This window comes from Robiginitalea sp., assembly GCF_982776155.1.
The window spans coordinates 1-21,631 of sequence record NZ_CEXZKX010000004.1; the positions used below are offsets into that span (position 1 = coordinate 1).

22 protein-coding genes are annotated in these 21,631 nt (G+C 55.8%); 9 read left to right on the plus strand and 13 right to left on the minus strand.

Features of this window, described 5'->3' with window-relative positions; genetic code table 11:
* Window positions 1–193: 193 nt before the first annotated feature.
* Window positions 194–892, minus strand: a complete 699-nt coding sequence (locus tag AC3DKS_RS07805; protein WP_015755204.1) for a DUF4294 domain-containing protein — start codon at window positions 890–892, stop codon at window positions 194–196.
* Between the two features lie 101 nt (window positions 893–993).
* Between AC3DKS_RS07805 and AC3DKS_RS07810 the strand changes: the two genes are divergently transcribed.
* Window positions 994–2,082, plus strand: coding sequence for a M42 family metallopeptidase (locus tag AC3DKS_RS07810; RefSeq protein ID WP_015755205.1), 1,089 nt, complete (start codon window positions 994–996; stop codon window positions 2,080–2,082).
* Window positions 2,083–2,098: 16 nt separating this feature from the next.
* Window positions 2,099–2,647 (plus strand): NUDIX hydrolase, encoded by a 549-nt coding sequence (locus tag AC3DKS_RS07815; RefSeq protein ID WP_272607880.1) that lies wholly within the window; start codon window positions 2,099–2,101, stop codon window positions 2,645–2,647.
* Between the two features lie 18 nt (window positions 2,648–2,665).
* On the opposite strand, the gene hisS is transcribed toward AC3DKS_RS07815, so the two are convergent.
* From hisS to rpsF, 5 genes are all read right to left on the minus strand, one after another.
* Window positions 2,666–4,048 (minus strand): histidine--tRNA ligase, encoded by a 1,383-nt coding sequence (gene hisS, locus AC3DKS_RS07820; RefSeq protein WP_272607879.1) that lies wholly within the window; start codon window positions 4,046–4,048, stop codon window positions 2,666–2,668.
* Between the two features lie 124 nt (window positions 4,049–4,172).
* On the minus strand, window positions 4,173–4,646 hold the full coding sequence (locus tag AC3DKS_RS07825) for a DUF6495 family protein (protein WP_272607878.1): 474 nt from the start codon (window positions 4,644–4,646) through the stop codon (window positions 4,173–4,175).
* 74 nt (window positions 4,647–4,720) lie between these two features.
* Window positions 4,721–5,173: a 50S ribosomal protein L9 gene (rplI, locus tag AC3DKS_RS07830; protein WP_015755209.1), complete on the minus strand. Its 453-nt coding sequence runs from the start codon at window positions 5,171–5,173 to the stop codon at window positions 4,721–4,723.
* Window positions 5,174–5,185: 12 nt separating this feature from the next.
* Window positions 5,186–5,482, minus strand: a complete 297-nt coding sequence (rpsR, locus tag AC3DKS_RS07835; RefSeq protein ID WP_015755210.1) for a 30S ribosomal protein S18 — start codon at window positions 5,480–5,482, stop codon at window positions 5,186–5,188.
* A 4-nt stretch (window positions 5,483–5,486) separates the two neighbouring features.
* Complete coding sequence (rpsF, locus tag AC3DKS_RS07840) at window positions 5,487–5,825, minus strand: 30S ribosomal protein S6 (protein WP_015755211.1); 339 nt, start codon at window positions 5,823–5,825, stop codon at window positions 5,487–5,489.
* A gap of 243 nt (window positions 5,826–6,068) precedes the next feature.
* Between rpsF and AC3DKS_RS07845 the strand changes: the two genes are divergently transcribed.
* Complete coding sequence (locus tag AC3DKS_RS07845) at window positions 6,069–6,761, plus strand: LytR/AlgR family response regulator transcription factor (protein WP_041327243.1); 693 nt, start codon at window positions 6,069–6,071, stop codon at window positions 6,759–6,761.
* Here AC3DKS_RS07845 and priA read toward each other — a convergent pair whose 3' ends face one another.
* The 3 genes from priA to nadC are packed head-to-tail and all read right to left on the minus strand — an operon-like array spanning window position 6,762 to window position 11,103.
* Window positions 6,762–9,281: a replication restart helicase PriA gene (gene priA / locus AC3DKS_RS07850; RefSeq protein WP_272607877.1), complete on the minus strand. Its 2,520-nt coding sequence runs from the start codon at window positions 9,279–9,281 to the stop codon at window positions 6,762–6,764.
* On the minus strand, window positions 9,274–10,245 hold the full coding sequence (locus tag AC3DKS_RS07855) for a YihY/virulence factor BrkB family protein (RefSeq protein ID WP_015755214.1): 972 nt from the start codon (window positions 10,243–10,245) through the stop codon (window positions 9,274–9,276). Before AC3DKS_RS07855 ends, priA begins: the two co-directional genes overlap by 8 nt.
* Window positions 10,246–11,103 (minus strand): carboxylating nicotinate-nucleotide diphosphorylase, encoded by an 858-nt coding sequence (nadC, locus tag AC3DKS_RS07860; protein WP_272607876.1) that lies wholly within the window; start codon window positions 11,101–11,103, stop codon window positions 10,246–10,248.
* Between the two features lie 130 nt (window positions 11,104–11,233).
* On the opposite strand from nadC, the gene AC3DKS_RS07865 reads away from it, so the two are divergent.
* On the plus strand, window positions 11,234–11,707 hold the full coding sequence (locus tag AC3DKS_RS07865) for a 23S rRNA (pseudouridine(1915)-N(3))-methyltransferase RlmH (protein ID WP_015755216.1): 474 nt from the start codon (window positions 11,234–11,236) through the stop codon (window positions 11,705–11,707).
* 75 nt (window positions 11,708–11,782) lie between these two features.
* Complete coding sequence (locus AC3DKS_RS07870; RefSeq protein ID WP_015755217.1) at window positions 11,783–12,547, plus strand: class I SAM-dependent methyltransferase; 765 nt, start codon at window positions 11,783–11,785, stop codon at window positions 12,545–12,547.
* Here AC3DKS_RS07870 and serA read toward each other — a convergent pair.
* From serA to AC3DKS_RS07890, 4 genes are all read right to left on the minus strand, one after another.
* Window positions 12,544–14,427, minus strand: a complete 1,884-nt coding sequence (gene serA / locus AC3DKS_RS07875; RefSeq protein WP_015755218.1) for a phosphoglycerate dehydrogenase — start codon at window positions 14,425–14,427, stop codon at window positions 12,544–12,546. The genes AC3DKS_RS07870 and serA overlap by 4 nt on opposite strands.
* A gap of 111 nt (window positions 14,428–14,538) precedes the next feature.
* Entirely contained in the window at window positions 14,539–15,243 is a 705-nt protein-coding gene (locus AC3DKS_RS07880) for a DUF3307 domain-containing protein (RefSeq protein ID WP_272607875.1), read from the minus strand.
* Window positions 15,231–15,851, minus strand: coding sequence for a hypothetical protein (locus AC3DKS_RS07885; RefSeq protein WP_015755220.1), 621 nt, complete (start codon window positions 15,849–15,851; stop codon window positions 15,231–15,233). The genes AC3DKS_RS07880 and AC3DKS_RS07885 overlap by 13 nt, the downstream gene beginning before the upstream one ends.
* Window positions 15,852–15,930: 79 nt before the next feature.
* Window positions 15,931–16,392, minus strand: coding sequence for a methyltransferase family protein (locus tag AC3DKS_RS07890; protein WP_015755221.1), 462 nt, complete (start codon window positions 16,390–16,392; stop codon window positions 15,931–15,933).
* 65 nt (window positions 16,393–16,457) lie between these two features.
* Between AC3DKS_RS07890 and rdgB the strand changes: the two genes are divergently transcribed.
* From rdgB to AC3DKS_RS07910, 4 genes are all read left to right on the plus strand, one after another.
* Window positions 16,458–17,036, plus strand: coding sequence for an RdgB/HAM1 family non-canonical purine NTP pyrophosphatase (gene rdgB / locus AC3DKS_RS07895; RefSeq protein WP_015755222.1), 579 nt, complete (start codon window positions 16,458–16,460; stop codon window positions 17,034–17,036).
* A gap of 198 nt (window positions 17,037–17,234) precedes the next feature.
* Window positions 17,235–19,013, plus strand: coding sequence for a DEAD/DEAH box helicase (locus AC3DKS_RS07900; RefSeq protein ID WP_041327244.1), 1,779 nt, complete (start codon window positions 17,235–17,237; stop codon window positions 19,011–19,013).
* A 72-nt stretch (window positions 19,014–19,085) separates the two neighbouring features.
* Window positions 19,086–19,859, plus strand: coding sequence for a carboxypeptidase-like regulatory domain-containing protein (locus tag AC3DKS_RS07905; RefSeq protein WP_272607874.1), 774 nt, complete (start codon window positions 19,086–19,088; stop codon window positions 19,857–19,859).
* A gap of 50 nt (window positions 19,860–19,909) precedes the next feature.
* On the plus strand, window positions 19,910–21,595 hold the full coding sequence (locus tag AC3DKS_RS07910) for an alpha-amylase family glycosyl hydrolase (protein WP_272607873.1): 1,686 nt from the start codon (window positions 19,910–19,912) through the stop codon (window positions 21,593–21,595).
* Window positions 21,596–21,631 lie beyond the last annotated feature (36 nt).

Here is a 21,631-nt window from a genome sequence, read left to right on the forward strand (position 1 = left end):
TCCTCGCATCCAGGTTTTACCCCGAAAAGCGGGTGCAAATATAGAATGCTTTTTTTGAAAAACAATCACATAAATGCGTAAAATTTTTTTCTTTTTTCCGGCCTGACACCTAACCCGCTTAGAACGAGAAATTTGGTTGTATCAACCCCAAAAAAAGGACAAGGAAGATAACGGAAAAAAAAGAACCCTGCAACTAATTTTCCTTCTTTTTGGCGCTGCTCCACTGGTTGGTCAGGGAGGCGTAGTCGTAATCCAGTACGGATTCCTGCCGCTCCAGTATATTTGCCGCGAAAGCCCGCTGCAGAATATCCTCGATCAGGTAATCCTCGTGGACGCTTTCCGGGTGGAACTCCTCCTTGATGCTGATATCGAACAGGCTTGCGGTAGTCTGGTACCAGAAGGCCCGCCAGCCGCTCCTGAGTTGTTTCACCAGGTCAAAAGCGGTAATGCCCGTCTGCCGGTAGATCAGTTTCACCAGGATCTGGCCCTCGGTCCGCGTGAGCTTCTTCAGCTCAGCGGCGAACTCGTCTTCGATGAACCGCTGTACAATGCGCGTGTAGCGTTTCTGCTTCCGCCTGGAGGTGATGCTCTCGAGGCGGCTGTTGAGTTCTACGAGCCGCTCCGAGGCGAGCTTCGCGTACGGATACACCTTGATGGTCTTCCTTCTGAGGATCAGGTACCGGAGTTTGTCGTCATAGGAGTCGAACTTCAGTTTTCCGAAAATATACACCGCGTCCAGCTCGATGGAGCTGCGGAAAATACTATCCCCCTCCAGGATGATCATTTGCTCCTCCACCGAATCCAGTTCCTGTTCGGGCACCTGCCCGATAAGCCAAGCCGGCAGCAGGGAGATCTGCAGGATCGCCAATAAGGTTTTACGGGAAAAACGCATAGACATATTCAATCAAAGGCCTTGCCAAAAGTAACGATAAAGCCAGGCTGGAAGTATTAAATAAAAGTGAATATTGCTAAGTTTGCAGCAAACAAAGCTACATGAACGCAGACAGCATTCTCACTCCGGAATCCCTGGAATTTTTTGAAAAATATCTGAATAACGCCTCCCCGACCGGCTATGAATGGGAGGGCCAGAAAATTTGGATGTCCTACCTGAAACCCTATGTGGACACCTTTATCACGGACACCTATGGAACCGCTGTAGGCGTCATCAACCCGGATGCCCCCTACAAGGTGGTTATCGAAGGGCACAGTGACGAAATTTCCTGGTATGTCAACTATATTACGGACAACGGACTGATCTACGTGATCCGCAATGGGGGCAGCGACCACCAGATCGCCCCGTCGAAATGGGTGAATATCCATACGGCCAACGGCATCGTTAAGGGAATTTTCGGTTGGCCGGCCATCCATACCCGCGACAAGTCGAAAGAGGAGCCGCCCAAACTCGAAAACATCTTTATAGATATCGGGGCCAAGGATAAAGAGGAGGTTGAGAAGATGGGCGTGCATGTAGGCTGTGTTATTACCTACCCGGACAACTTCCAGGTTTTGGCCGGAAACAAGTTTGTCTGCCGGGCCATCGACAACCGGGCCGGAGGCTTTATGATTGCCCAGGTAGCCCGCTTGTTAAAGGAAAACGGCAAGAAACTACCCTTTGGTCTCTATGTGACGAATTCGGTCCAGGAGGAAATCGGGTTGCGGGGGGCCGAAATGATCACCCAGCGGATCAAACCGAATGCCGCGATAATTACGGATGTCTGCCACGATACAACCACCCCGATGATCGACAAGAAAAAAGAGGGGCATACCGAAATCGGGGCGGGGCCGGTGATCTCCTACGCCCCGGCTGTTCAGAACAAACTCAGGGAACGCATCCTGCAAACCGCCCAAAAGAATGACATTCCGTTCCAGCGCCTGGCGGCTTCCAGACAAACCGGGACGGACACGGATGCATTTGCCTACAGCAACGGGGGGGTGGCTTCCGCCCTGATTTCCCTGCCGTTGCGGTATATGCACACCACGGTGGAAATGGTGCAAAAGGAAGATGTGGCGAATGTCATCCGGCTCATTTACGAAACGCTTTTGACCATCGAGGAAGGGGAAACGTTCAGCTACTTCGATTAACCAACCCGCAGACAAGGTGGATGAGCGGATAGACATCTGGGACGCAGACGGCAATCCCACCGGCAAAACGGCGCTGAAGTCGGAAGCCCACCGGGAAGGCTGGTACCATCCCACCGTCCACGTCTGGTTCTACACCTCCGATGGACGCGTCTTGCTGCAGCGTCGCGCCGAGGACAAAGCTACCGACCCGGGCGTCTGGGACGTTTCCGTTGCCGGTCATGTCGGCGCAGGGGAAAGCCCGCTGGAAGGGGCAGTGCGGGAGATACGCGAAGAGATTGGCCTGGAGGTATCCGCGGACCAGCTCATACCGATAACCATTGTGAAGGATTCCCGGGACCACCCCGGGGGAATCCGTGACCGGGAGTTCCGGCATGTATACCTCTGCCGGCTCAGCCAGCCCTTTGGGGCGCTCACCCCCCAGCAATCCGAAGTTGCGGAACTCCGGCTTATCCCCCTCCTGCAATTTGCCGAAGAAACCTGGGGGCTGGCCCGGCCCGGGGAATACGTACCGCACGGGGCCCAATATTATTCCCGGATCGTCAAAGAGGTCAAAAAAAGGCTGTAGTAATACAGGCTGTTGCCGTTATGCGGAAAGGGTATCGGCAAAGTCTTCCCATGCATCCAGCGGGTAGGATTGCTGCCCGCCCCCGCGCATGTCCCGGACGGTAAACTCCCCTTTGCGCAACTCCTCGTCCCCGATCAGGACGACGAAGGGAACGTCCCGTTTATCTGCGTATTTAAATTGCTTGCCCACCTTGGCGTCATTTGGGTAGAGGTCTGCCCGGATCCCGCGGGAACGCAGGCGCATGACCAACCGGAGCGCTGCCCGCGCCTCTTCCGGGCCAAAATTGATGCAGAACACATCCAGGGCGCGGTCCAGGGTTTCCGGGAACAACCCAAGCTCCTCCATTACCAGGCAAATCCGGTCCAGGCCAAAGGAAATACCGACCCCGCTCACATCCCTGAGGCCAAAGATGCCCGTCAGGTCGTCGTAGCGGCCGCCCCCGCCAATGGACCCCATTTGCACCGTTTCCGGGGCTGCCACCTCAAAGATGGTCCCGGTGTAGTAGTTCAGGCCGCGGGCCAGTGTAACGTCGAGCACGCACTTACCCGCTTCCAATCCCATCTGCCGGGTCAGGTCGAGCAATTCTTCCAATTCCTCCACGCCCTGCAGCCCAGTCGGCGATTCGGCGAGCAGCCCGCGCAGTGCGGCCAGTTGTCCGGAAGCCTCCCCGCTCAGGTCGAACAGGGGTGCCGCTTTGCGGATGGCCTCCCGGGAAATCCCCTTTTCCTCCATCTCGGCTTCCACCTTTTCCCGCCCGATCTTGTCGAGTTTGTCCAGGGCTACGGTAAAATCCGTCAGCCGGTCGGCAGCCCCGATGACTTCGGCAATGCCGGACAACACCTTGCGGTGGTTCAGCTTGATGGTTACCCCATTCAGGCCCAGAGAGGCAAAGACCCGGTCGTATAGCTGGATAAACTCCGCTTCCTGGATGAGCCCGGTGGCGCCCACAACATCCGCATCGCACTGGTAGAACTCCCGGAACCGCCCCCTTTGCGGCCGGTCTGCCCGCCAGACAGGCTGGATCTGGTAGCGTTTGAAGGGAAAATCGATTTCGTTCTGGTGCATCACCACATAGCGCGCAAAGGGCACGGTCAGGTCGTACCGGAGGGCTTTTTCCGCTATTTGCGGAGTGAGCCCGGCGGAGTCTTTATCCTGCAGGACGGTCGCGTCTGCCTTTTTTAAAAAATCCCCCGAATTCAGGATCTTGAAAATCAACCGGTCGCCTTCCTCCCCGTATTTGCCCATGAGGGTGTCGTAATTCTCAAAGGACGGGGTTTCGATGGGCTGGAAGCCGAACCGCTCAAATTGTTCGCGGATGGCCCCGATGATATGGTTGCGCCTTGCAACCTCCTGCGGGCTAAAATCCCTTGTACCTTTCGGGATGGATGGTTTTCTTGCCATAAGGCGGCTTGAATTCGTGTGGTTATTTCCGGAGCCTGGGATGATCCGACACAGGCTCATGCAAATATAGCGGAAAGACGGGAGGGTGCCAGTCCCTGGGGAGGTTAGTTTTCAAGGCTTGCCGTTAGTTTTCAATCACCTCGTCAAACCAGCGGTACAGGTCGCCTTTGGTAATGGTCGCCCCCTTTCGGATCAATTCGAATTTATCCGCATTCGGATCGTCCGAATACGCCTTGGCCGCCGTGAGGTACTCCACAAAATCGGACTGCCAGTTTTTCTTGAACCAGCCAAACCCTTCCTGCGACCTGAGATCGATTTCCGGGTTCATTACCCGGACGGAAATCAGTTTCATCTCGCGCTTTGTCATGTGGAACAGATGCATTTGCTGCGCCTCGATCTGTTCCAGGTATTCTACCCGGGACAGGACGCCCTCCCAGACCAGGTCGCTGAAGACATCGATTTCGTCTTCGGCCACCTGGGGCGTTTCCCGCTTAATCCGGTCCCATTCCTCGGCCGTGATGGATTGCGTTGCCAGGAAATTGATGAATTCCGGGTGCAGTTCCTCCAACTGTTCGCGTGTAAGCCTTTCGTATTTCATCCTCCGCAATTCGGTTTATAAAAAAAGCCCACCCTGATGGCCAGGATGGACTCTTATCTATTTGCCGGTCGGGCTTAGTTTTGTTCAGCCACCACCTCAAAGGCAAACTCCACCTGTACCTCGCGGTGCAGCCGGATTTCCGCCTCGTAGGGTCCGGCGCGCTTGATAGCGCCTCCTTTGATGCTGATATACTTCTTCTCGATAGCGTGTCCCTCTTTCTCCAGGGCAGCCGCCAGGTCGGCGTTGGTAACGGAACCAAACAGTTTGTCCGCTTCCCCTACTTTGGCGGGGATTTTAATTTCCAGAGCCTTCAGGGCTTCGGCTGTCTTCTCGGCAGCGTCGATGGCCTGCTTTTCCTTATGGGCCCGCTGGCGCAGGTCCTCGGCGAGTACCTTTTTGGCAGAAGGGGTAGCCAGTACCGCCATCCCCTGGGGAATCAGGTAGTTCCGGCCATAGCCGTTCTTGACGGATACCAGGTCGTCCTTGAACCCGAGGTTCTCTACGTCTTTCTTGAGTATCAATTCCATGATTCCTTCCGTTTACTTTAATAAATCACCTACATAGGGCATCAACGCCAGGTGGCGCGAACGCTTAATCGCCTGGGCTACTTTCCGCTGGTACTTCAGGGAGGTACCCGTCAGCCGGCGCGGCAGGATCTTGCCCTGCTCGTTCACCAGCTTCATCAGGAAATCCGGATCCTTGTAATCGATATACTTAATACCGGATTTCTTGAAGCGGCAATACTTCTTCTCTTTGCTGGTCTCAATATTCAGCGGGGTCAGATACCGGATCTCCCCGTCTTTTTTTCCTTTTGCCTGTTGTTGCAGTGTGGCCATATCCTTAGGCTTTAGCTTTTAATTTGTTACGGCGTTTCTCCGCCCATGCGACGGCGTGTTTGTCCAACTTCACGGTGAGGAAGCGCATGATGCGCTCATCCCTCTTGAACTCCTGTTCGTACGGGCCAATGACCTCGCCGGGAGCCGTGAATTCGAACAGATGGTAGAATCCGCTCTTTTTGTGCTGAATGGGATAGGCCAGTTTCTTGAGTCCCCAATCTTCCTTGGAGACCATCTTGGCACCATTCTTGGTCAAGAAATTTTCAAATTTCTTAACTGTTTCCTCTATCTGCGTATCAGATAGAACGGGATTTAAAATGAAAACAGTTTCGTAATGGTTCATATTAAGAGTTTAATTTAAGGTGCGCAAAAGTAAGAATTCTTTGGCCTTTTTACAAGAAATCCAAAAAAAGATCGTTATAGCTAGGAAGGATTAAAAATTAGAGCTTAACCTGAACCCAAATCAAATGACTGAAAGTCGTCTGCAAACCGTACAGTAATTCACACCATGTTTACAACTTTAGTTGTCGACACCGCTGATTTTTAAGTACTTTGTAGATGATTAAACCCCACAAATCAACCATTTATGAAATTAAGGAGTATTGTGGTTGATGATTCATCAATGCAACGAATGGCGGTTGCGAAATTGGTGAATAATCACCCGAATTTAGCCTTGGTTGCTGAGTACAGCAATGCTATTGAAGCCAAAAACGGCATCAAAAACAATGAAATTGACCTGATTTTCCTGGATGTGGAAATGCCCATCATCAACGGTTTCGACCTGTTGGAATCCCTGGAAAATCCGCCCCAGGTCATCCTGATCACCGGGAAACCGGATTACGCCCTCAAGGCGTTTGACTACGACGTGACGGATTACCTGCACAAACCGATTACCATGGCCCGGTTTGACGCCTCCGTAAAACGCGCGGTGTCCAAATACGAGCAGATGCACAAGGTGAATGAGGACGAGGAGCACATCTTCGTGAAAAGCAACCTGAAAAAACGCAAGGTCATCCTCAACGACATCAAGTGGATCGAAGCCCTGGGCGATTACATCAAACTGGTGACCGACGAGGCGAACATCGTTATTTTATCCACGATGAAAGCTTTTGAGAAACAGTTGCCGGAAGACAAATTCCTGAGGATCCACAAATCCTATATCGTCAACCTGGAGAAAATCGAAAAATTCAACAGTAAAAACGTGGAGGTAAGCGGACGCTCGATCCCGCTGAGCCGTAACAAGAAGACGGAACTCGCGGAAGCCTTGAGCAATGTTTAACTAAATGTAGTCGACGTTATAGATCACACGTATACTTCGGAATTGCGAAATAGCATTAAAAGACGATTCAATTCTTTTAATGCTATTTTTTGTTTGGGCCAGCCCGCTGCCCGGCCGGATCTTCAATAGGATATTCTTGTGGTACTGGTTCCGGATCCGCGCTACCGGAGGGAATTCCGGCCCCAGGACGTCCTTTCCGAAATGCATCCGCATAGATCGGGCAAACCAGGCGGCGCCCTCCCCTACCCGATTGTATTCCCGGTGGCGAAAGGTGATCCGGATGATCCTGAGGGCAGGCGGGTAGCCAAACTGCTCCCGTTCGTAGACCTGTTCGGCATACATCGCATCATAGGCCCCGGAGGCAACCTGCTGGAGGATCTGGTGGTTCGGGTTGTACGTCTGGATCAGCACCCGACCCCGCTCCCGCGTGCGCCCCGCGCGCCCCGCCACCTGCGTCAAAAGCTGGAAGCAGCGTTCGTGGGCCCGGAAGTGGGGGAAGTTCAGCAGGGAGTCCGCATTCATGATGCCCACCAGCGCCACATTCCGGAAGTCGAGCCCCTTGGTCAGCATTTGCGTCCCGACCAAAATGTCCGTTTCCCGCGCTTCAAAAGCCTGGATTATGCGGCCGTAGGCGTGCTTGCCGCGGGTGGTGTCCAGGTCCATCCGGGCCGTACGGGCCTTGGGGAACAATTCCGCCAGCTCCGCCTCCACCTGTTCCGTGCCGAATCCCTTGGTGTCCAGCGTGGGGTTGCCACAGGCTTCGCAGGTGTTTTCCAGGAGCCGGTGGAAACCGCAGTAGTGGCACCGGAGCTCCTTGCGGTGCCGGTGGAAGGTCAGGCTGACGTCGCAATTTCGGCACTGGGGGGCATGGCCGCAACTCGCACATTCCACAATGGGTGCAAAGCCCCTGCGATTCTGGAACAGAATCACCTGCCCGCCCTGCCCCAGGGCACCCTCAACCTCCTCCCGCAACCGCTCTGAAAAATGTCCCTGCATCTTCTTTTTCCGGAACTGCTCCGCGAGGTCTACCAGTTCCATCTCCGGCAGCAGCACATCCCCGAACCGCCGGTCCAGTCGGGCATAGGCGTATTTTCCCGACCGGGCATTGTGATAGCTCTCGATACTCGGTGTGGCGGAGCCGAGAACCACCCGGGCCCCGGATAGGCCGGCCAGTACAATGGCAGCATCCCGGGCGTGATATCTCGGTGCCGGGTCGAATTGCTTATAAGTGTTTTCGTGCTCTTCGTCCACTACGATGAGGCCCAGGTCTGCAAATGGCAGAAAGAGGGCTGAGCGGGCTCCCAGGATTACCGACGCCTTTTCCTCCCCGGCGCGTACATGGTACCAAAGTTCGGCCCGTTCCTGCATGCTGTGGCGGGAATGGAAAACGGCCACGCGATGGCCCAGGACCCGTTGCAACCTCCTCACGAGTTGTTCCGTAATGGCGATTTCAGGGACCAGGTACAAAACCTGCCGCCCTGCCGCCACCATATCGAGGATCAGGCGGAGGTACACCTCGGTCTTTCCGGAGGAGGTTACCCCGTGGAGAAGGACCGGCCGATCCGATTCAAAACCGCTGCGAATGACTCCCAGGGCCTCCTCCTGAAGAGCATTCAACTCCGGGGGTTGATGCTGCGCCCCGCCCCCCGGGGATACAATCCGGTCTTCCTCCAGGAAGTACTCTTCCAGGACGCCCTTATCGATCAACGCTTTTAAAACTGCCCGGGAAGTTCCGGATTGCTCCTGCAATACCTTGCTGCGAATGGGTTTGTCGGTTCCCCGCCGCAATTGGAATAAATGCAGGAGGAGCTCGGATTGTTTCGGGGCCCGCCCCATGGAGTCCATCAACTCCCCGAGTGCGGCCTGGTCCTCGTAGTCCGGGTGTAACCGGATAAAACGGGCCCGCAGGGGTTTATATCCCTGTTGGAGCTTTTCCTGCAATACCAGTAAATCCCGGCCGATCATCCGGTGGAGGATGGGCAAAACGGATTTGCGGTCCACGATATCCCCTATTTCGCCCACCGAGAGTACCGGTTGGTGCTGCAATGCCTCCAGGATCAGAAATTCGGTATCGTCCAAATCCTTTTCGTCGGGGTTCGCCCCTTCCCGCAGCATGACCCGGGTTTCGCTCTGTAAAAGGAAAACCGAAGGCACGGCTGTACGGAATACCTCGCCGGCAGTACACATGTAATAATCCGCAATCCATTGCCAGTGCCGGAGCTGCAATTCGGTGACCAGGGGCTCCTCGTCCAGCACGCGGTACACCTCCTTGGCCTCATACGCCTCGGGTGCCCGGTGTCCGAAGCCCACTACCAGGCCCGTATACAATTTGGATTTTCCGAAGGGGACGGCAACCCGGGTCCCGGGACGGAGCGTCCCCGGCGGGATGTCTCCCAGGGCATAGGTGAAATTCCGCTCCAGCGGCATCGGGAGGAGCACCTCCACATAGCGCGCGCCCGACGAAACCTTTGGGCCGGAGCCCCGGGGGCTGGCATCCGCTCCGGTCCCCGCCTCATTCATCTCGCGGGAAACTTTTGCGCAAGTAATTCAGCGTGGCGTTTAGCTCAAACCCGAGCAGCAGGATATTCGAATTCAGCCAGATATAAATCATCAGGATCAACAGGCCGCTCAGTGCCCCGTAAAGCTCGTTGTACCTGGCAAAATTATCGATGTAGACGCCAAACAGGTAGGAAGTCAGCAGGATGAGCAAGGTGGTCATCAGCGCACCGTAGGAGAAAAATTTCGCTTTCTTCCCTTCTGTCGTGCCAAAGTAGTAGAGGATGGCGGTGGTGAGGTAGGTAAGCAGGATAAAGAACAATACTTTGCCCACCCGGACCCCGAGGATCTCTCCTTCGTCCAGGACCACCCCGCTGTTGCGTGCCGTGAATTCGGTGAGGTATCCCAGGACGTAAAACTCGAAATAGACGTAAAAAACCGCGCCGACAATCAGGAGGACCGAGAGGATAAGCCCCACGAACAACGCATAGGCATATTGCTTGAAGAAATTCCGCGTGAGTTCGATGTGGTAACTGTTCTCAAAGCCCCCGAAAATAGCATTCACGCCGTTGGCCATCAACAGGATGGAAATCAGGAAGGCCGAGGATACGAGCCCACCCTGTTTCTGGTCGCGGATTTGCTGATAGACCTCCGTGAAATACTCCCCGGTGGCCTGCGGGAGGAAGGCTTCCAGAAAACTCAGGAACTGGGCGTCAAAATTGCTGTTGCCCACGCTGACCAGGGGGATCACGAAAGGGATGAGGGTAACCAGGAAGATCAACAGGGGAAAAATGGCCAGGAACAGGCTGAAGGCAATGGCGCTGGCACGGGTGGAGAGCGCCCCGCGAATGATTCCCCGGGCGTACATAACGATCAGGTCGAAGAGGGAGAGCCCTTCGAATGCCTTTAGCTGAACCCGCTTTAAGGCAAATACCACCCAGCGGATAACGGGCATGCGCTCCAGTTTTTCGATGAAATTCTGCCCCATCTAGACCGCTTTAAGGCTCATGTCCAGGTTGTGGACCGAATGCGTGAGTGCCCCGGAGGAGATATAATCCACCCCGCACTCCGCAAAGGCCCGCAGTGTTTTTTCGTCGATCCCCCCGGAGGATTCGGTTTCGCACCGACCCCCGATCCGCCGCACGGCTTCCCGGGTGTCTGCGTAGTTGAAGTTATCCAAGAGGATCCGGTGGACGCCCTGGCAGGCGAGTATTTCATCTACTTCCACGAGGTTCCGGGCTTCGACGATGATCTTCAGGTCGCGGCCGGTACTTGCCAGGTATTCCCGGGTCTTGCTAATGGCTTCCCGGATTCCCCCGGCAAAGTCTATATGGTTGTCTTTCAACATGATCATGTCGTAGAGGGCAAACCGGTGGTTTGTGCCGCCCCCGATGCGGACGGCCCATTTCTCCAGGGCGCGGATGCCCGGAGTGGTCTTTCGGGTGTCCAGGATTTTGGTGCCCGTCCCTTCGAGCAGGTTCACATACCTGCGTGTTTTGGTGGCAATCGCACTCATTCGCTGCATCGCGTTGAGGACCAGCCTCTCGGCGCGAAGGATACTCTGGGAGGATCCCGAGATAAAAAATGCCGTGTCGCCGTGGCCCACATTGCTCCCGTCCTGCAATAAAACTTCCATGTCCAGGTCCGGGTCTACCGCCTGGAAAACCTGTCGCGCCAGGTCTACGCCGGCCAGGATTCCCCGGTCCTTGACCAGCAGGCGGGCCCGCCCCGCCGCCGACGCCGGGATACAGGCCAGGGAACTGTGGTCCCCGTCACCAATATCTTCCCGCAGCGACGTTTCGATAATCCGGTCAATTTCCTGCTGGAATTTTTCGGCTGAAATCATTTGTTCTTTTTCTATCGCTAAAGTAACAAAATGTTCGGGTTAGACCCGGGCCAATCAGACCGAATCGGTGGGGGATACACTGCGGAACGGGAGATTTCCCGAATTGGCCCGCATACCTTATTTTTACCGGATGAAGCTCATTCTGCTCGCTGTTGGCAAAACGGATGCCGGCCCGTTGGAGGCTCTCATTGCGGACTTTGAACGCCGACTCAACCACTACATCCCTTTTGAAATCGGGATCGTCCCGGATATTCGAACCAAAGGGAAGGTTAAACCGGAACAGCTGAAAGAAAAAGAAGCGGAAGCCATCCTCCGGGCGTTACATCCCCAGGATGCCCTTTGGCTGCTCGATGAAAAGGGGCGGGAGTATTCCTCCCGGGGGTTTGCAGGGCAGTTGCAGAAATGTATGAATGCCGGGCCGAAAAGGCTCGTACTGGTTATCGGCGGGGCCTACGGCTTTTCAGAAGGCCTGCGCACCCGGGCCGATAGGACGGTGAGCCTCTCGAAGATGACCTTCAACCACCAGGTGGTCCGGCTCCTGGCGGTGGAACAGCTCTACCGGGCTTTTTCCATCCTGAGGGGGGATCCCTACCACAATGACTGACGGGGAAGGCCGCCCCCGGGCCTGTTCCCACGTTGCGGAATACCGTCCGGGCGGCACCGTTAAAAAGCGACAAAGATGAAGCAACCGAAAGACTTGTTTTCCGAGCAGGCCGCAGATTACCGGCGATTCCGGCCTTCCTATCCGGCAAATTTGCTGGAAGATATAATCGCCCTGGTTCCCGACAGGCAACGGGCGCTGGATTGTGCCACCGGCAACGGGCAGGTAGCCCGGGCCCTTTCACCTTATTTCCAGCAGGTAAACGCTATCGATATCAGCGAAGAACAATTGCGGCAAGCCCCTTCGGCCCCCAACATTACCTACAGCCGGCAGCGGGCGGAAGCCACCGGTTTTGCCAACGGGACGTTCGACCTGATCTGTGTGGCCCAGGCCATCCACTGGTTCGACATCCCGGCATTCCACAACGAGGCGCGACGGTTGCTCAAACCGGGAGGCGTGCTGGCCGTCTGGGGTTACGGCTTACTGAAAACCGACCCGGAAACCGATGCCTGGCTCGATCGGTATTACCGGCAGGTGGTGGGCCCCTATTGGGAGCCCGAACGACGATACGTGGAAGCGGCATACGCCAACCTGCCCTTCCCCTGGGAAGAAATCGAAATGCCCGGCCCGTATTCCATACGCCGTGAGGTGGCACTGGAGGATATAGCCGGATACCTGTATTCCTGGTCGGCTACACGCCACCTGTTGCACACCGAAAGGGACCCGGTGCCCGAATGGATGGATCAACTGGCTGCCCGCTGGATCCCGGGAAGCACCCGGGAAGCAAGACATGAGATATTCCTGCGTGCGGGGCGAGCGGATGTCCCGGACGGAGACGGTTAGTAGAGCACCCGGAACTTAATCGTGTGCTCGATGGCCTTGAGTTCCTTGATGACCGCTTTGTTGTACTCCTTATCCAGGTCGGTGATTACGTAGCCCACTTCTGGGTCTGTCGACAGGTACTGGCCGATGATATTCATGTCGTAGGACGCCAGGACCTTGTTGATATGGGCCATGATCCCCGGCACGTTCTTGTGGATGTGCAGGAAACGGTGCGCATTTTGTTGTTTGGGCAGCCGGATGTTCGGAAAATTCACCGCGTCTACCGTACTGCCCGAATTGATATAGTCCATGATCTTGTTCGGGACAAAGTCGGCTATATCCCGCTGGGCTTCCTCGGTGCTCCCGCCGATATGGGGGGTGAGGATCACGTTATCCAGGTTTCTCAGTTCAGTTTCAAACGGGCCGTTGCTGGCAGGTTCTTCCGGGTACACGTCGATGGCGGCACCTGCGAGCTTTCCGGATTTCAGGGCTCCGACCAAAGCCGGGATATCCACCACGAACCCCCGGGACAGGTTGATCAGGTAGGCCCCCGTGCGCATCTGGGCGAGTTCCCGTTCCCCGATGAAATTCCGGTTGGCAGGGTTGTCGTCTATGTGCAGGGTGACCACGTCGGAGACGCCGAGCAGGTCTTCCAGCGTGTCACATTTAACGGCATTGCCCAGGGCGAGTTGTTCGTTCACGTCGTAATAGTACACGCGCATGCCCATGGCCTCGGCCAACACGGAGAGTTGTTTCCCGATATTCCCGTACCCGACAATCCCCAGGTTCTTCCCCCGGATTTCCCGGGCATTTGCTGCGGTTTTATGCCATTCCCCGTTGTGGATTTCCGTGCTCCTGGGAAAAATGCTCCGCATCAGGACGATGATCTCCCCGATGGCGAGTTCCACCACGGAACGCGTGTTGCTGTAGGGGGCGTTGAAGACCACCACCCCTTTCTGGCGGGCGTACTCGAGTTCGATTTGGGTGGTCCCGATGCAAAAGGCCCCGACAATCAAAAGCTTATCGGCGGCATCCAGTACTTTCTTGGTGACCCGGGTCTTGGACCGGATACCCAATACATGGACACCCTTGATTTTTTCGATCAGTTCTTCCTCCGGGAGGCTGTGTTTGACCAGTTCGACGGAAAATCCGTCTTCGGAAAGGTTTTTAAATGCTGCCGGGTGAACATTTTCCAGCAGGAGGATCTTGATCCGGTTCTTGGGGTAGGATAGATTTCGTGGCAAATCGTTTACAAATAAAAATTCATCAAGGTTAGGTGCGATATGGTCGGCATTTCGGGCGGCCTTTTCGCGGTGGACATTCTCGGTATAGGCGAAGAATTTATGGGCTATACCGGCCTCGCGCATCACGTAATCGCTGTAGCCGTCACCGATGACCTGTACCTCCCCTTCCAGGTCGAGTGCCCGGAGGCATTCGATCTTTCCGTTGTGGGAAGCAAGTACATTGGCCGTGTCGAATCCGGTAATGCGGCCCTGCTCGTCAAACTCGAAGGTGTTTGCAAAAACCCGTTCTTCCGGAATGTTGTATTCCCGGACAATCGGATCGATAAACTCCTTGAAACCGCAGGAAATCACATAGATGTCATCCGCAAATTTTTCAAAGAATTCCCTGTTGGTTGCAATGGATTTTGAAATTTTCTCCCGCAGCATCCCTATGAGGGGTTCCAGGTCTTTCCGGTGCGCCCCGAGCAATCGGATACGCCTTTCCAGGGACTCCGTAAAGGAGATATCCCCGTCGATGCCCAGGTTGGTGATCTGCTGAATCTCCCGGATGATGGCATCCCGGTCTTCCCGGCCTTCCAGGGTAATTTCCGCCAGGACATCCAGGGCCTCAACCCGGGTCAGCGTGCTGTCAAAATCGAAGACGAATTTCCGGCTCACGTACCAACAAGTGTTTAAGGCGGTGAAGATAAAAAGAAATTGCGGCAACCCCTCATTGCCTCTGACAAAATGAAACGGGCGCTACAAAGCCGCCCCGGGATGTTATATTCTTTAACCCTGCAGGGAGGGGAGAACCCACAGGCCGGCCAGGATGGCCATGCCAAAACTCAGGAGCGTCCCGATCAGGATATATTCCGTCCAACGGCGGTTGTTGAACTCCTTCAGGTCGTTGAAGCGGAATACGGATTTGGCCGCTATGAGCAACCCGATGGCTTCCCAACGACCCAACAGGATAAACGCAAAGACAAACAGTCTTTCCAAAATCCCGATATACATGCCGGCGCGCGGGAGGGATTTGTGGTCCATTGGGATCTGTTCGCCCAGCCCCTCGAGGAGTTTGGCGGTGAGGAAGGCCGCCGGAAAGGTCACAAAGAACAAACCGGTAAGGACAGGCCAGTTGAGCCCCGCTGCCAGATGCGCCAACTCCCCTGTGGTATCCGGATAGGTTGCCACGACCAGGAGGACCAGTACATGGGCCAACTGGTCCAGGAAGAATGGGATGCTGTCTCTTCGGTACCAGTGTGCAGTGTAGAGTTTGACGGCGTCGATGACCAGGTGGGAGGCCGCGATGACCAGGGCCTCCTGCCAGAACCGCAAGTCCCATACCAGGAGCAGGGTCAGGGAAAAATGCACCAGACCGTGGAGGTAGAAAAACCAGGAGCCGGCCTTGCGGGCCTGCTTGTGGCGGAGCGCCCTGCCGGGTTGCAGGAGGAAGTCGCCAAGCATGTGGGCGAGCAATAATTTTACAATAAGCATCCGATCTGTTTTAGGTAATCATCCTGGTAGTAACCCAGCAACTCTCTTACCAGGTCGAGGCGGGCCCGGGTCTGTCGCTGACTCACCGCCGACTGGCGGATTTCGAGCCGTTCTGCCAGCGTCTCCTGGCTCGCTTCCGGATAGGCCAGGGCCAGGCTGACAGTTTCGGCAGAGACCCGGGTCCAGCTGTCCATGAACTGCAATGCGAGCCGGAGCATCAGGTTGAGGCTTTTGTCGGCATCCGGGACGCCTCCTGAAACCTTCAGGCGCGTTTTATCCTTCTTCAGATTTTCAAAAGCCCGCCCGGATCGCCGGTAAGCTTCCCCATTCGACTCGCTGACCCGCCGGCCCCGAAAAGTTTCCGTCCCGATTCCTATGGCCAGCCGGATATCCATGTCCTCCCGCGACCGCATGAGGGCTTTCAGCCAAACTGCAGCCCGGAGGGCTTTGCCCGGGGGCAGGCGCAGCTGCAATTCGTCCCCCCGGTATATTTCCCAATCCTGCGGGCTTTCCCCCCACTCCCCCATCAGCGATTTAAGTGCAGGCAGCCATTCGGGAACCGGTGTTTGGGCGGAATTGATGATGTCTCCTGTGAGAACAGCAATCATTTTATTAGTTTTTCAGCTAATATAATTATTTATTATTTAAAAAGCTAATATTTTGTATTATAAGCATTAAAGATAATAGTTAGAACCACCTGCGGACCAATTTGCAATACTGCCTGTAGGGCGCCCCAAAGCGATCCAGCAACACCCGCTCCTCCGGGAGAATCTGAAAGCGGTTCATATACGCGACAAACCCGGCCGCGAGCAGCGTGTTGAAGGCGTTGCCCAGTTGCAGCCCCCAGGCGAGCAAAAACAAAAGCATGGCCAGGTACATCGGGTTCCGGGTATAGTTGTAAATCCCCGAGGTGACCAGCCGGTTGACCTTCTGCGGATGCATCGGGTCCGTGGTGGTCCGGCTGAAGACGAATTGCAGGATAGCGACGGCCAGGATGACAATCCCGGCACCTCCCAGTGCATAGATCAGCCAGCGCCGGCCGAAAAAATCAAATTCCCCTGCAGGCAGCCAGGCGGCCAGCAGGTACATGGCGCCGGCAAAGGCCAAAAAAACCAGGGCGGGCGGAAGGCGTAATTCAAGTGTTTTCATAATGCGGGCAGAAGCCTAAAAATAGTATTTTTGAAACCGTCCCAGGAACAAATGATCCAATATCTGTGAAACTGGTATTTGCAACTCGAAACCCCGGCAAACTCCGGGAGGTTCGGAAAATGCTGCCGGAAGGCATTTCCCTCCTTTCCCTGGACGCCATTGGCTGTACAAGTGAAATCCCCGAGACCGAGCCCACCCTGGAAGGCAATGCAGGCCTCAAGGCCCGATATGTTTCAGACAATTTCCGCATGGATTGTATTGCCGATGATACCGGCCTGGAGGTAGCCGCCCTGGGCGGGGCCCCCGGCGTATATTCGGCGCGGTACGCAGGCCCTGCAGCCGACCCGGAGGCCAATATGCGCAAATTGCTGGCAGCGATGGAAGGGAAGGAGGATCGGCGGGCCCGATTCCGCACGGTGATCGCCCTTTGCCTGGGCGGACAATTCCACTATTTTGAAGGCGTGGTCAACGGGGAATTGCTCAAAGCCCCCAGGGGGACGGGTGGTTTCGGCTATGACCCGGTATTCCAGCCGGAGGGTAGCCCGCGGAGTTTTGCCGAATTTACCACGGACGAAAAAAACAGCATCAGCCACCGCGGAAAGGCATTCCGCGCCCTGGATGCCTTCCTCCGCACCCGGGTCTGAGCCTGGCGGCAGATCCCGGTCCATCCGGGCCCGGGACGCAAACATCTGAGGCAGAAAAAGATAAATTGCGGCACATATGTCGAAAATTCGAAATATCTTTGCGGCCGAATTTCAACCGCCGGGTCTCCCGGGTTCATGCGGCACATCCCATGCGTATCGCCGCCACTGTTCGCAACGATTGAACAGCAATACCATCCTATGACATCATTTAAAGACCTGGGGCTCAGCCAGCCACTTGTGGAGGCCGTCGACGCCCTCGGATTTGTACAACCTACGGGCGTTCAGCTCGAAACCATCCCGCTGCTACTCGGCCCGGAAACCGACCTGGTTGCCCTTGCCCAGACCGGTACGGGAAAAACTGCCGCCTTCGGCTTGCCACTTCTGGAAAAAACGGATTCCGCCAGCCGGAAGAGCCAGGCGCTCATCCTGGCCCCTACCCGGGAACTCTGCCTGCAGATTACCTCGGAATTACAGGCCTATGCCAAATTCATCAAGGGGCTCTCCATTGTGGCCGTATACGGAGGCGCGTCCATCCAGCAACAGGCCAAGGCACTTAAAAACGGCGGTCAGATCATCGTGGCCACGCCGGGGCGGATGAAAGACATGATCAGCCGGAAGCTGGCGGATATATCTTCCATTGGCTACTGTGTCCTGGACGAGGCCGATGAAATGCTGAACATGGGTTTTTACGAAGACCTGGTGGATATCCTCTCCCATGCACCCAAAGACAAATCGACCTGGTTGTTTTCGGCCACCATGCCGAACGCCGTCGCCCGGATAGCCCGGGACTTTATGCACCAGCCTGCAGAGGTAACCGTCGGAACCCGAAACGAGGCCATTGCCAGCGTCCAGCACGAATACTACACCGTTGCGGGCAGGGACCGTTACCCGGCCCTCAGGCGCCTGGCCGACGCAAATCCCGGCCTGTTTTCCGTAATTTTCTGCCGAACAAAACGCGACACCCAAAAGGTGGCGGAAAAATTGATCGAAGACGGGTATAACGCCGGCGCCCTCCACGGCGACCTGAGCCAACAACAGCGCGACCTGGTGATGAATGCCTTCCGCAAGCGGCAACTGCAATTACTGGTAGCTACCGATGTAGCCGCCCGGGGCATCGATGTGGACGATGTCACCCATGTGATCCATTACCAGCTGCCCGACGAAACAGAGACCTACACCCACCGCAGCGGGCGTACGGGCCGCGCGGGAAAATCCGGGGTGTCCATGGTGATTCTGACGCGCTCGGAACAACGGCGGATCCGCGCCATCGAAAAAATAATCGGACGGCCATTTGAGCAGAAAAAGCTGCCCGACGGAATGGAGATTTGCGAAATCCAGCTCTATCACCTGGCCAACAAAATCCGGTCTGTGGAGGTCAATCCCTCTATCGAGGCGTACCTCCCGGCCATTGAAGATGTCTTTAAAGGCATGGACCGGGATACGCTGATCCGGAAGATGATCTCGGTGGAATTCAGCCGGTTCTACGACTTCTACAGCAAGACGCGCGACCTGAACCCGGCCGCAGGGGCTGCCGAATCGGCCCGGGATTCCGGGACCACGCGGTTTTTTATCAATATCGGCGAAATGGACGGCCTGGACTGGATGCAGCTCAAGGACCTGCTTAAAGCGGCAACCGGACTCGGCCGTGACGACATCTACAAGGTGGAGACCAAGGACAGTTTCTCCTTCTTCAACACCGATTCTTCCATGGCCCCACTCGTGATGGAATCGATTCAGGGGGTCACCTACGAGGGGCGGGAAGTCCGTGTGGAAATTTCTTCCAGCCCTCAGGACGGGGGATCGAACAGGAAAGGCGGCAAGAAATTCCGCAAAGGCGGCAAGAAGTCCTACAAAGGCGGAGGCCAGGGAAAAGGCGGGTACTCCAAAAAAGGGGGGTATCCCAAAAAAGGAAAGCCTGCGGGGGGCAAGAAGAAAAAGGGGGCCAAGAAAGGCGGGAAACGTGCCGGCTTCTATTAGTTAAGGCCACGCTAAAAATTGGGAAACAGCCATTTTTTTTGTTTTCTTAGCAGCCCATTGTCCCGCATCCCCATGAAGAACCCCCTGCTTTTATTCCTGCTCCTGGCAGTTACCCTTCCGGCAAGCGCCCAGGATACATCGACAGCCGGCGTTTTTAAGGCCCGCGTGATCAACGCGCAGACCGATCAGCCACTGGAGAGCGTTCACGTCATCAATTTGAACCAGGTGGTCGGGACCATTACGGACCGACAGGGGGAATTCGCCATCCGGGCAGCCGTCAACGACACGCTCTACTTTTCCTATCTGGGGTTTAAGTCGCAAAAGATCCGGGTAACCAACGACATGTTTAAGTTCGAGGATACCGACATCGCCCTGACCGAGCTCGCCTATGCCCTGGAAGAAGTCATCGTACAGCCCTACCAGCTTACGGGCTACCTGGAGATAGACGTTAAAAACCTGCCCATCAATACGGCCTACCAGTACAGCATCTCCGGCCTGCCCGTGAGCTATGAGTCCGGGAGCAAAAGCCCGAGTGCGGTTACCAAGGTCCTGGGGGCCATCATGAACCCGGCAGACTTGCTCCGCAACCTGTTTGGCAGGCACCCGCGCCAGATGCGCAAGCTCCGGCAAATCAAGGAAGACGATCGGATCCGGGACCTGCTGGCCTCGAAGTTCGACCGGGAAACCCTGACCGAACTCCTGCAGCTGCAGAAGGTGGATATCGAGGATATACTCACCAATTGCAACTATTCCAGTTCGTTTATCCGCACAGCAAATGACCTGCAGATCCTGGATGCCCTGAGCAGTTGTTACGAAGAGTACAAGGTGCTCAACCGCCAAAAATAAATTTTAATTATCCCCCTCCATTTTTTAGCTTTAGGAAAAATCCTGAAACCATGCATAGACTCCTGCTGATTCTGGCGCTATCGGTTAGTATTTACAGCTGTAAACCCGAACCAAAAACAGCGCAGTTACCGGCAACGGAGCAAGTGGCAGATCAGGGCCGGGACAGCATCCCCTTCCTCTGGGAGGCAGCGAACATCTACTTCCTGCTCACCGACCGGTTCCGCAACGGGAATCCGGAAAACGACCTGAATTTTGATCGCGTCAACCCCACCGGGCCCCTCCGCGGGTTTATGGGTGGCGACCTGGCCGGCATTACCGAGAAAATAAAAGACGGTTATTTTACCGACCTGGGCATCAATGCCATCTGGTTTACCCCCGTAGTGGAGCAGGTGCACGGGGACACGGACGAAGGGACGGGCAACACATATGCCTACCACGGGTACTGGGCGAAGGACTGGACGGCCCTGGATCCGAATTTCGGTACCCGGGACGAACTGGCAGAACTGGTGGCAGCTGCCCACGCCAAAGGGATCCGCATACTGATGGACGTGGTCCTGAACCACACGGGTCCGGTTACCGGGGAGGATCCGGCCTGGCCGGAGTCCTGGGTGCGTCTGGACCCCACCTGTAATTTTGAGGATTACCAGGGAACCACCGCCTGTACCCTGGTGGAGAACCTGCCGGATATCCGAACGGAATCGTCGGAAGCCGTCGTGCTGCCGGATGCGCTCCTGGCCAAGTGGAAGGCGGAAGGCCGGCTGAGCGAGGAATTGGACGAATTGCAGGTGTTCTTTGACCGCACGGGCTACCCCAGGGCACCGCGGTACTACATCATCAAATGGCTGACCGACTATGTCAACGACCTGGGCATCGACGGTTTCCGCGTAGATACGGCCAAACACGTCAATGAAGACGCCTGGTCGGAATTGTACCGGGAAGCCGCCTACGCATTCCAGAGCTGGAAGCGCAAACATCCCGGGAAGGTCCTGGATGACACCCCGTTTTATATGGTTGGGGAAGTGTACGGCTATGGGGCTTCCTCAGGCCGCGACTACGATTTTGGCGACCGGACGGTGGATTACTTTGACCACGGCTTTAAAAGCCTGATCAATTTTGAACTAAAATCGGACGCCGGGCAATCCTATGACCGGATCTTCGAAAAATACAGCACCCTCCTCCACGACGACCTCAACGGACTGGGAATCGTCAATTACCTGAGTTCGCACGACGATGGCAGCCCCTTTGACCCGGACCGGTCCAAACCTTTCCGCTCCGCCAATATCCTGCTGCTCACCCCTGGCGCCTCACAGGTTTACTACGGGGACGAAAGCGCCCGGGGGTTGGTGGTGGAAGGCACCGTAGGCGATGCCACGCTGCGTTCGTTCATGAACTGGGAAGAACTGGACAGCCTCCCGGAGAAACAGGAGATCCTGGCCCACTGGCAGAAACTCGGCCAATTCCGGAACCACCATCCGGCTATCGGGGCCGGCAGGCACAAACGGCTTGCCAGCCAGCCGTATGTATTCAGCCGCACCTATACGGACGGCGACTATCGGGATAAGGTGGCCGTTGGCCTGGATTTACCCGAAGGGCCAAAATCGCTCTATGTACGTGGGTTTTTCGGGGACGGCACCGTCCTGAGGGATGCCTATTCGGGCAGCGAAGCCACGGTTAGCGGCGGCCGGGTGGAGCTCGATACGCCCTACCCCATCGCCCTGCTGGAACTGGCGGATTAACGGCGAGACAGCCAAAAGCCCGTACAGCCTATTGAC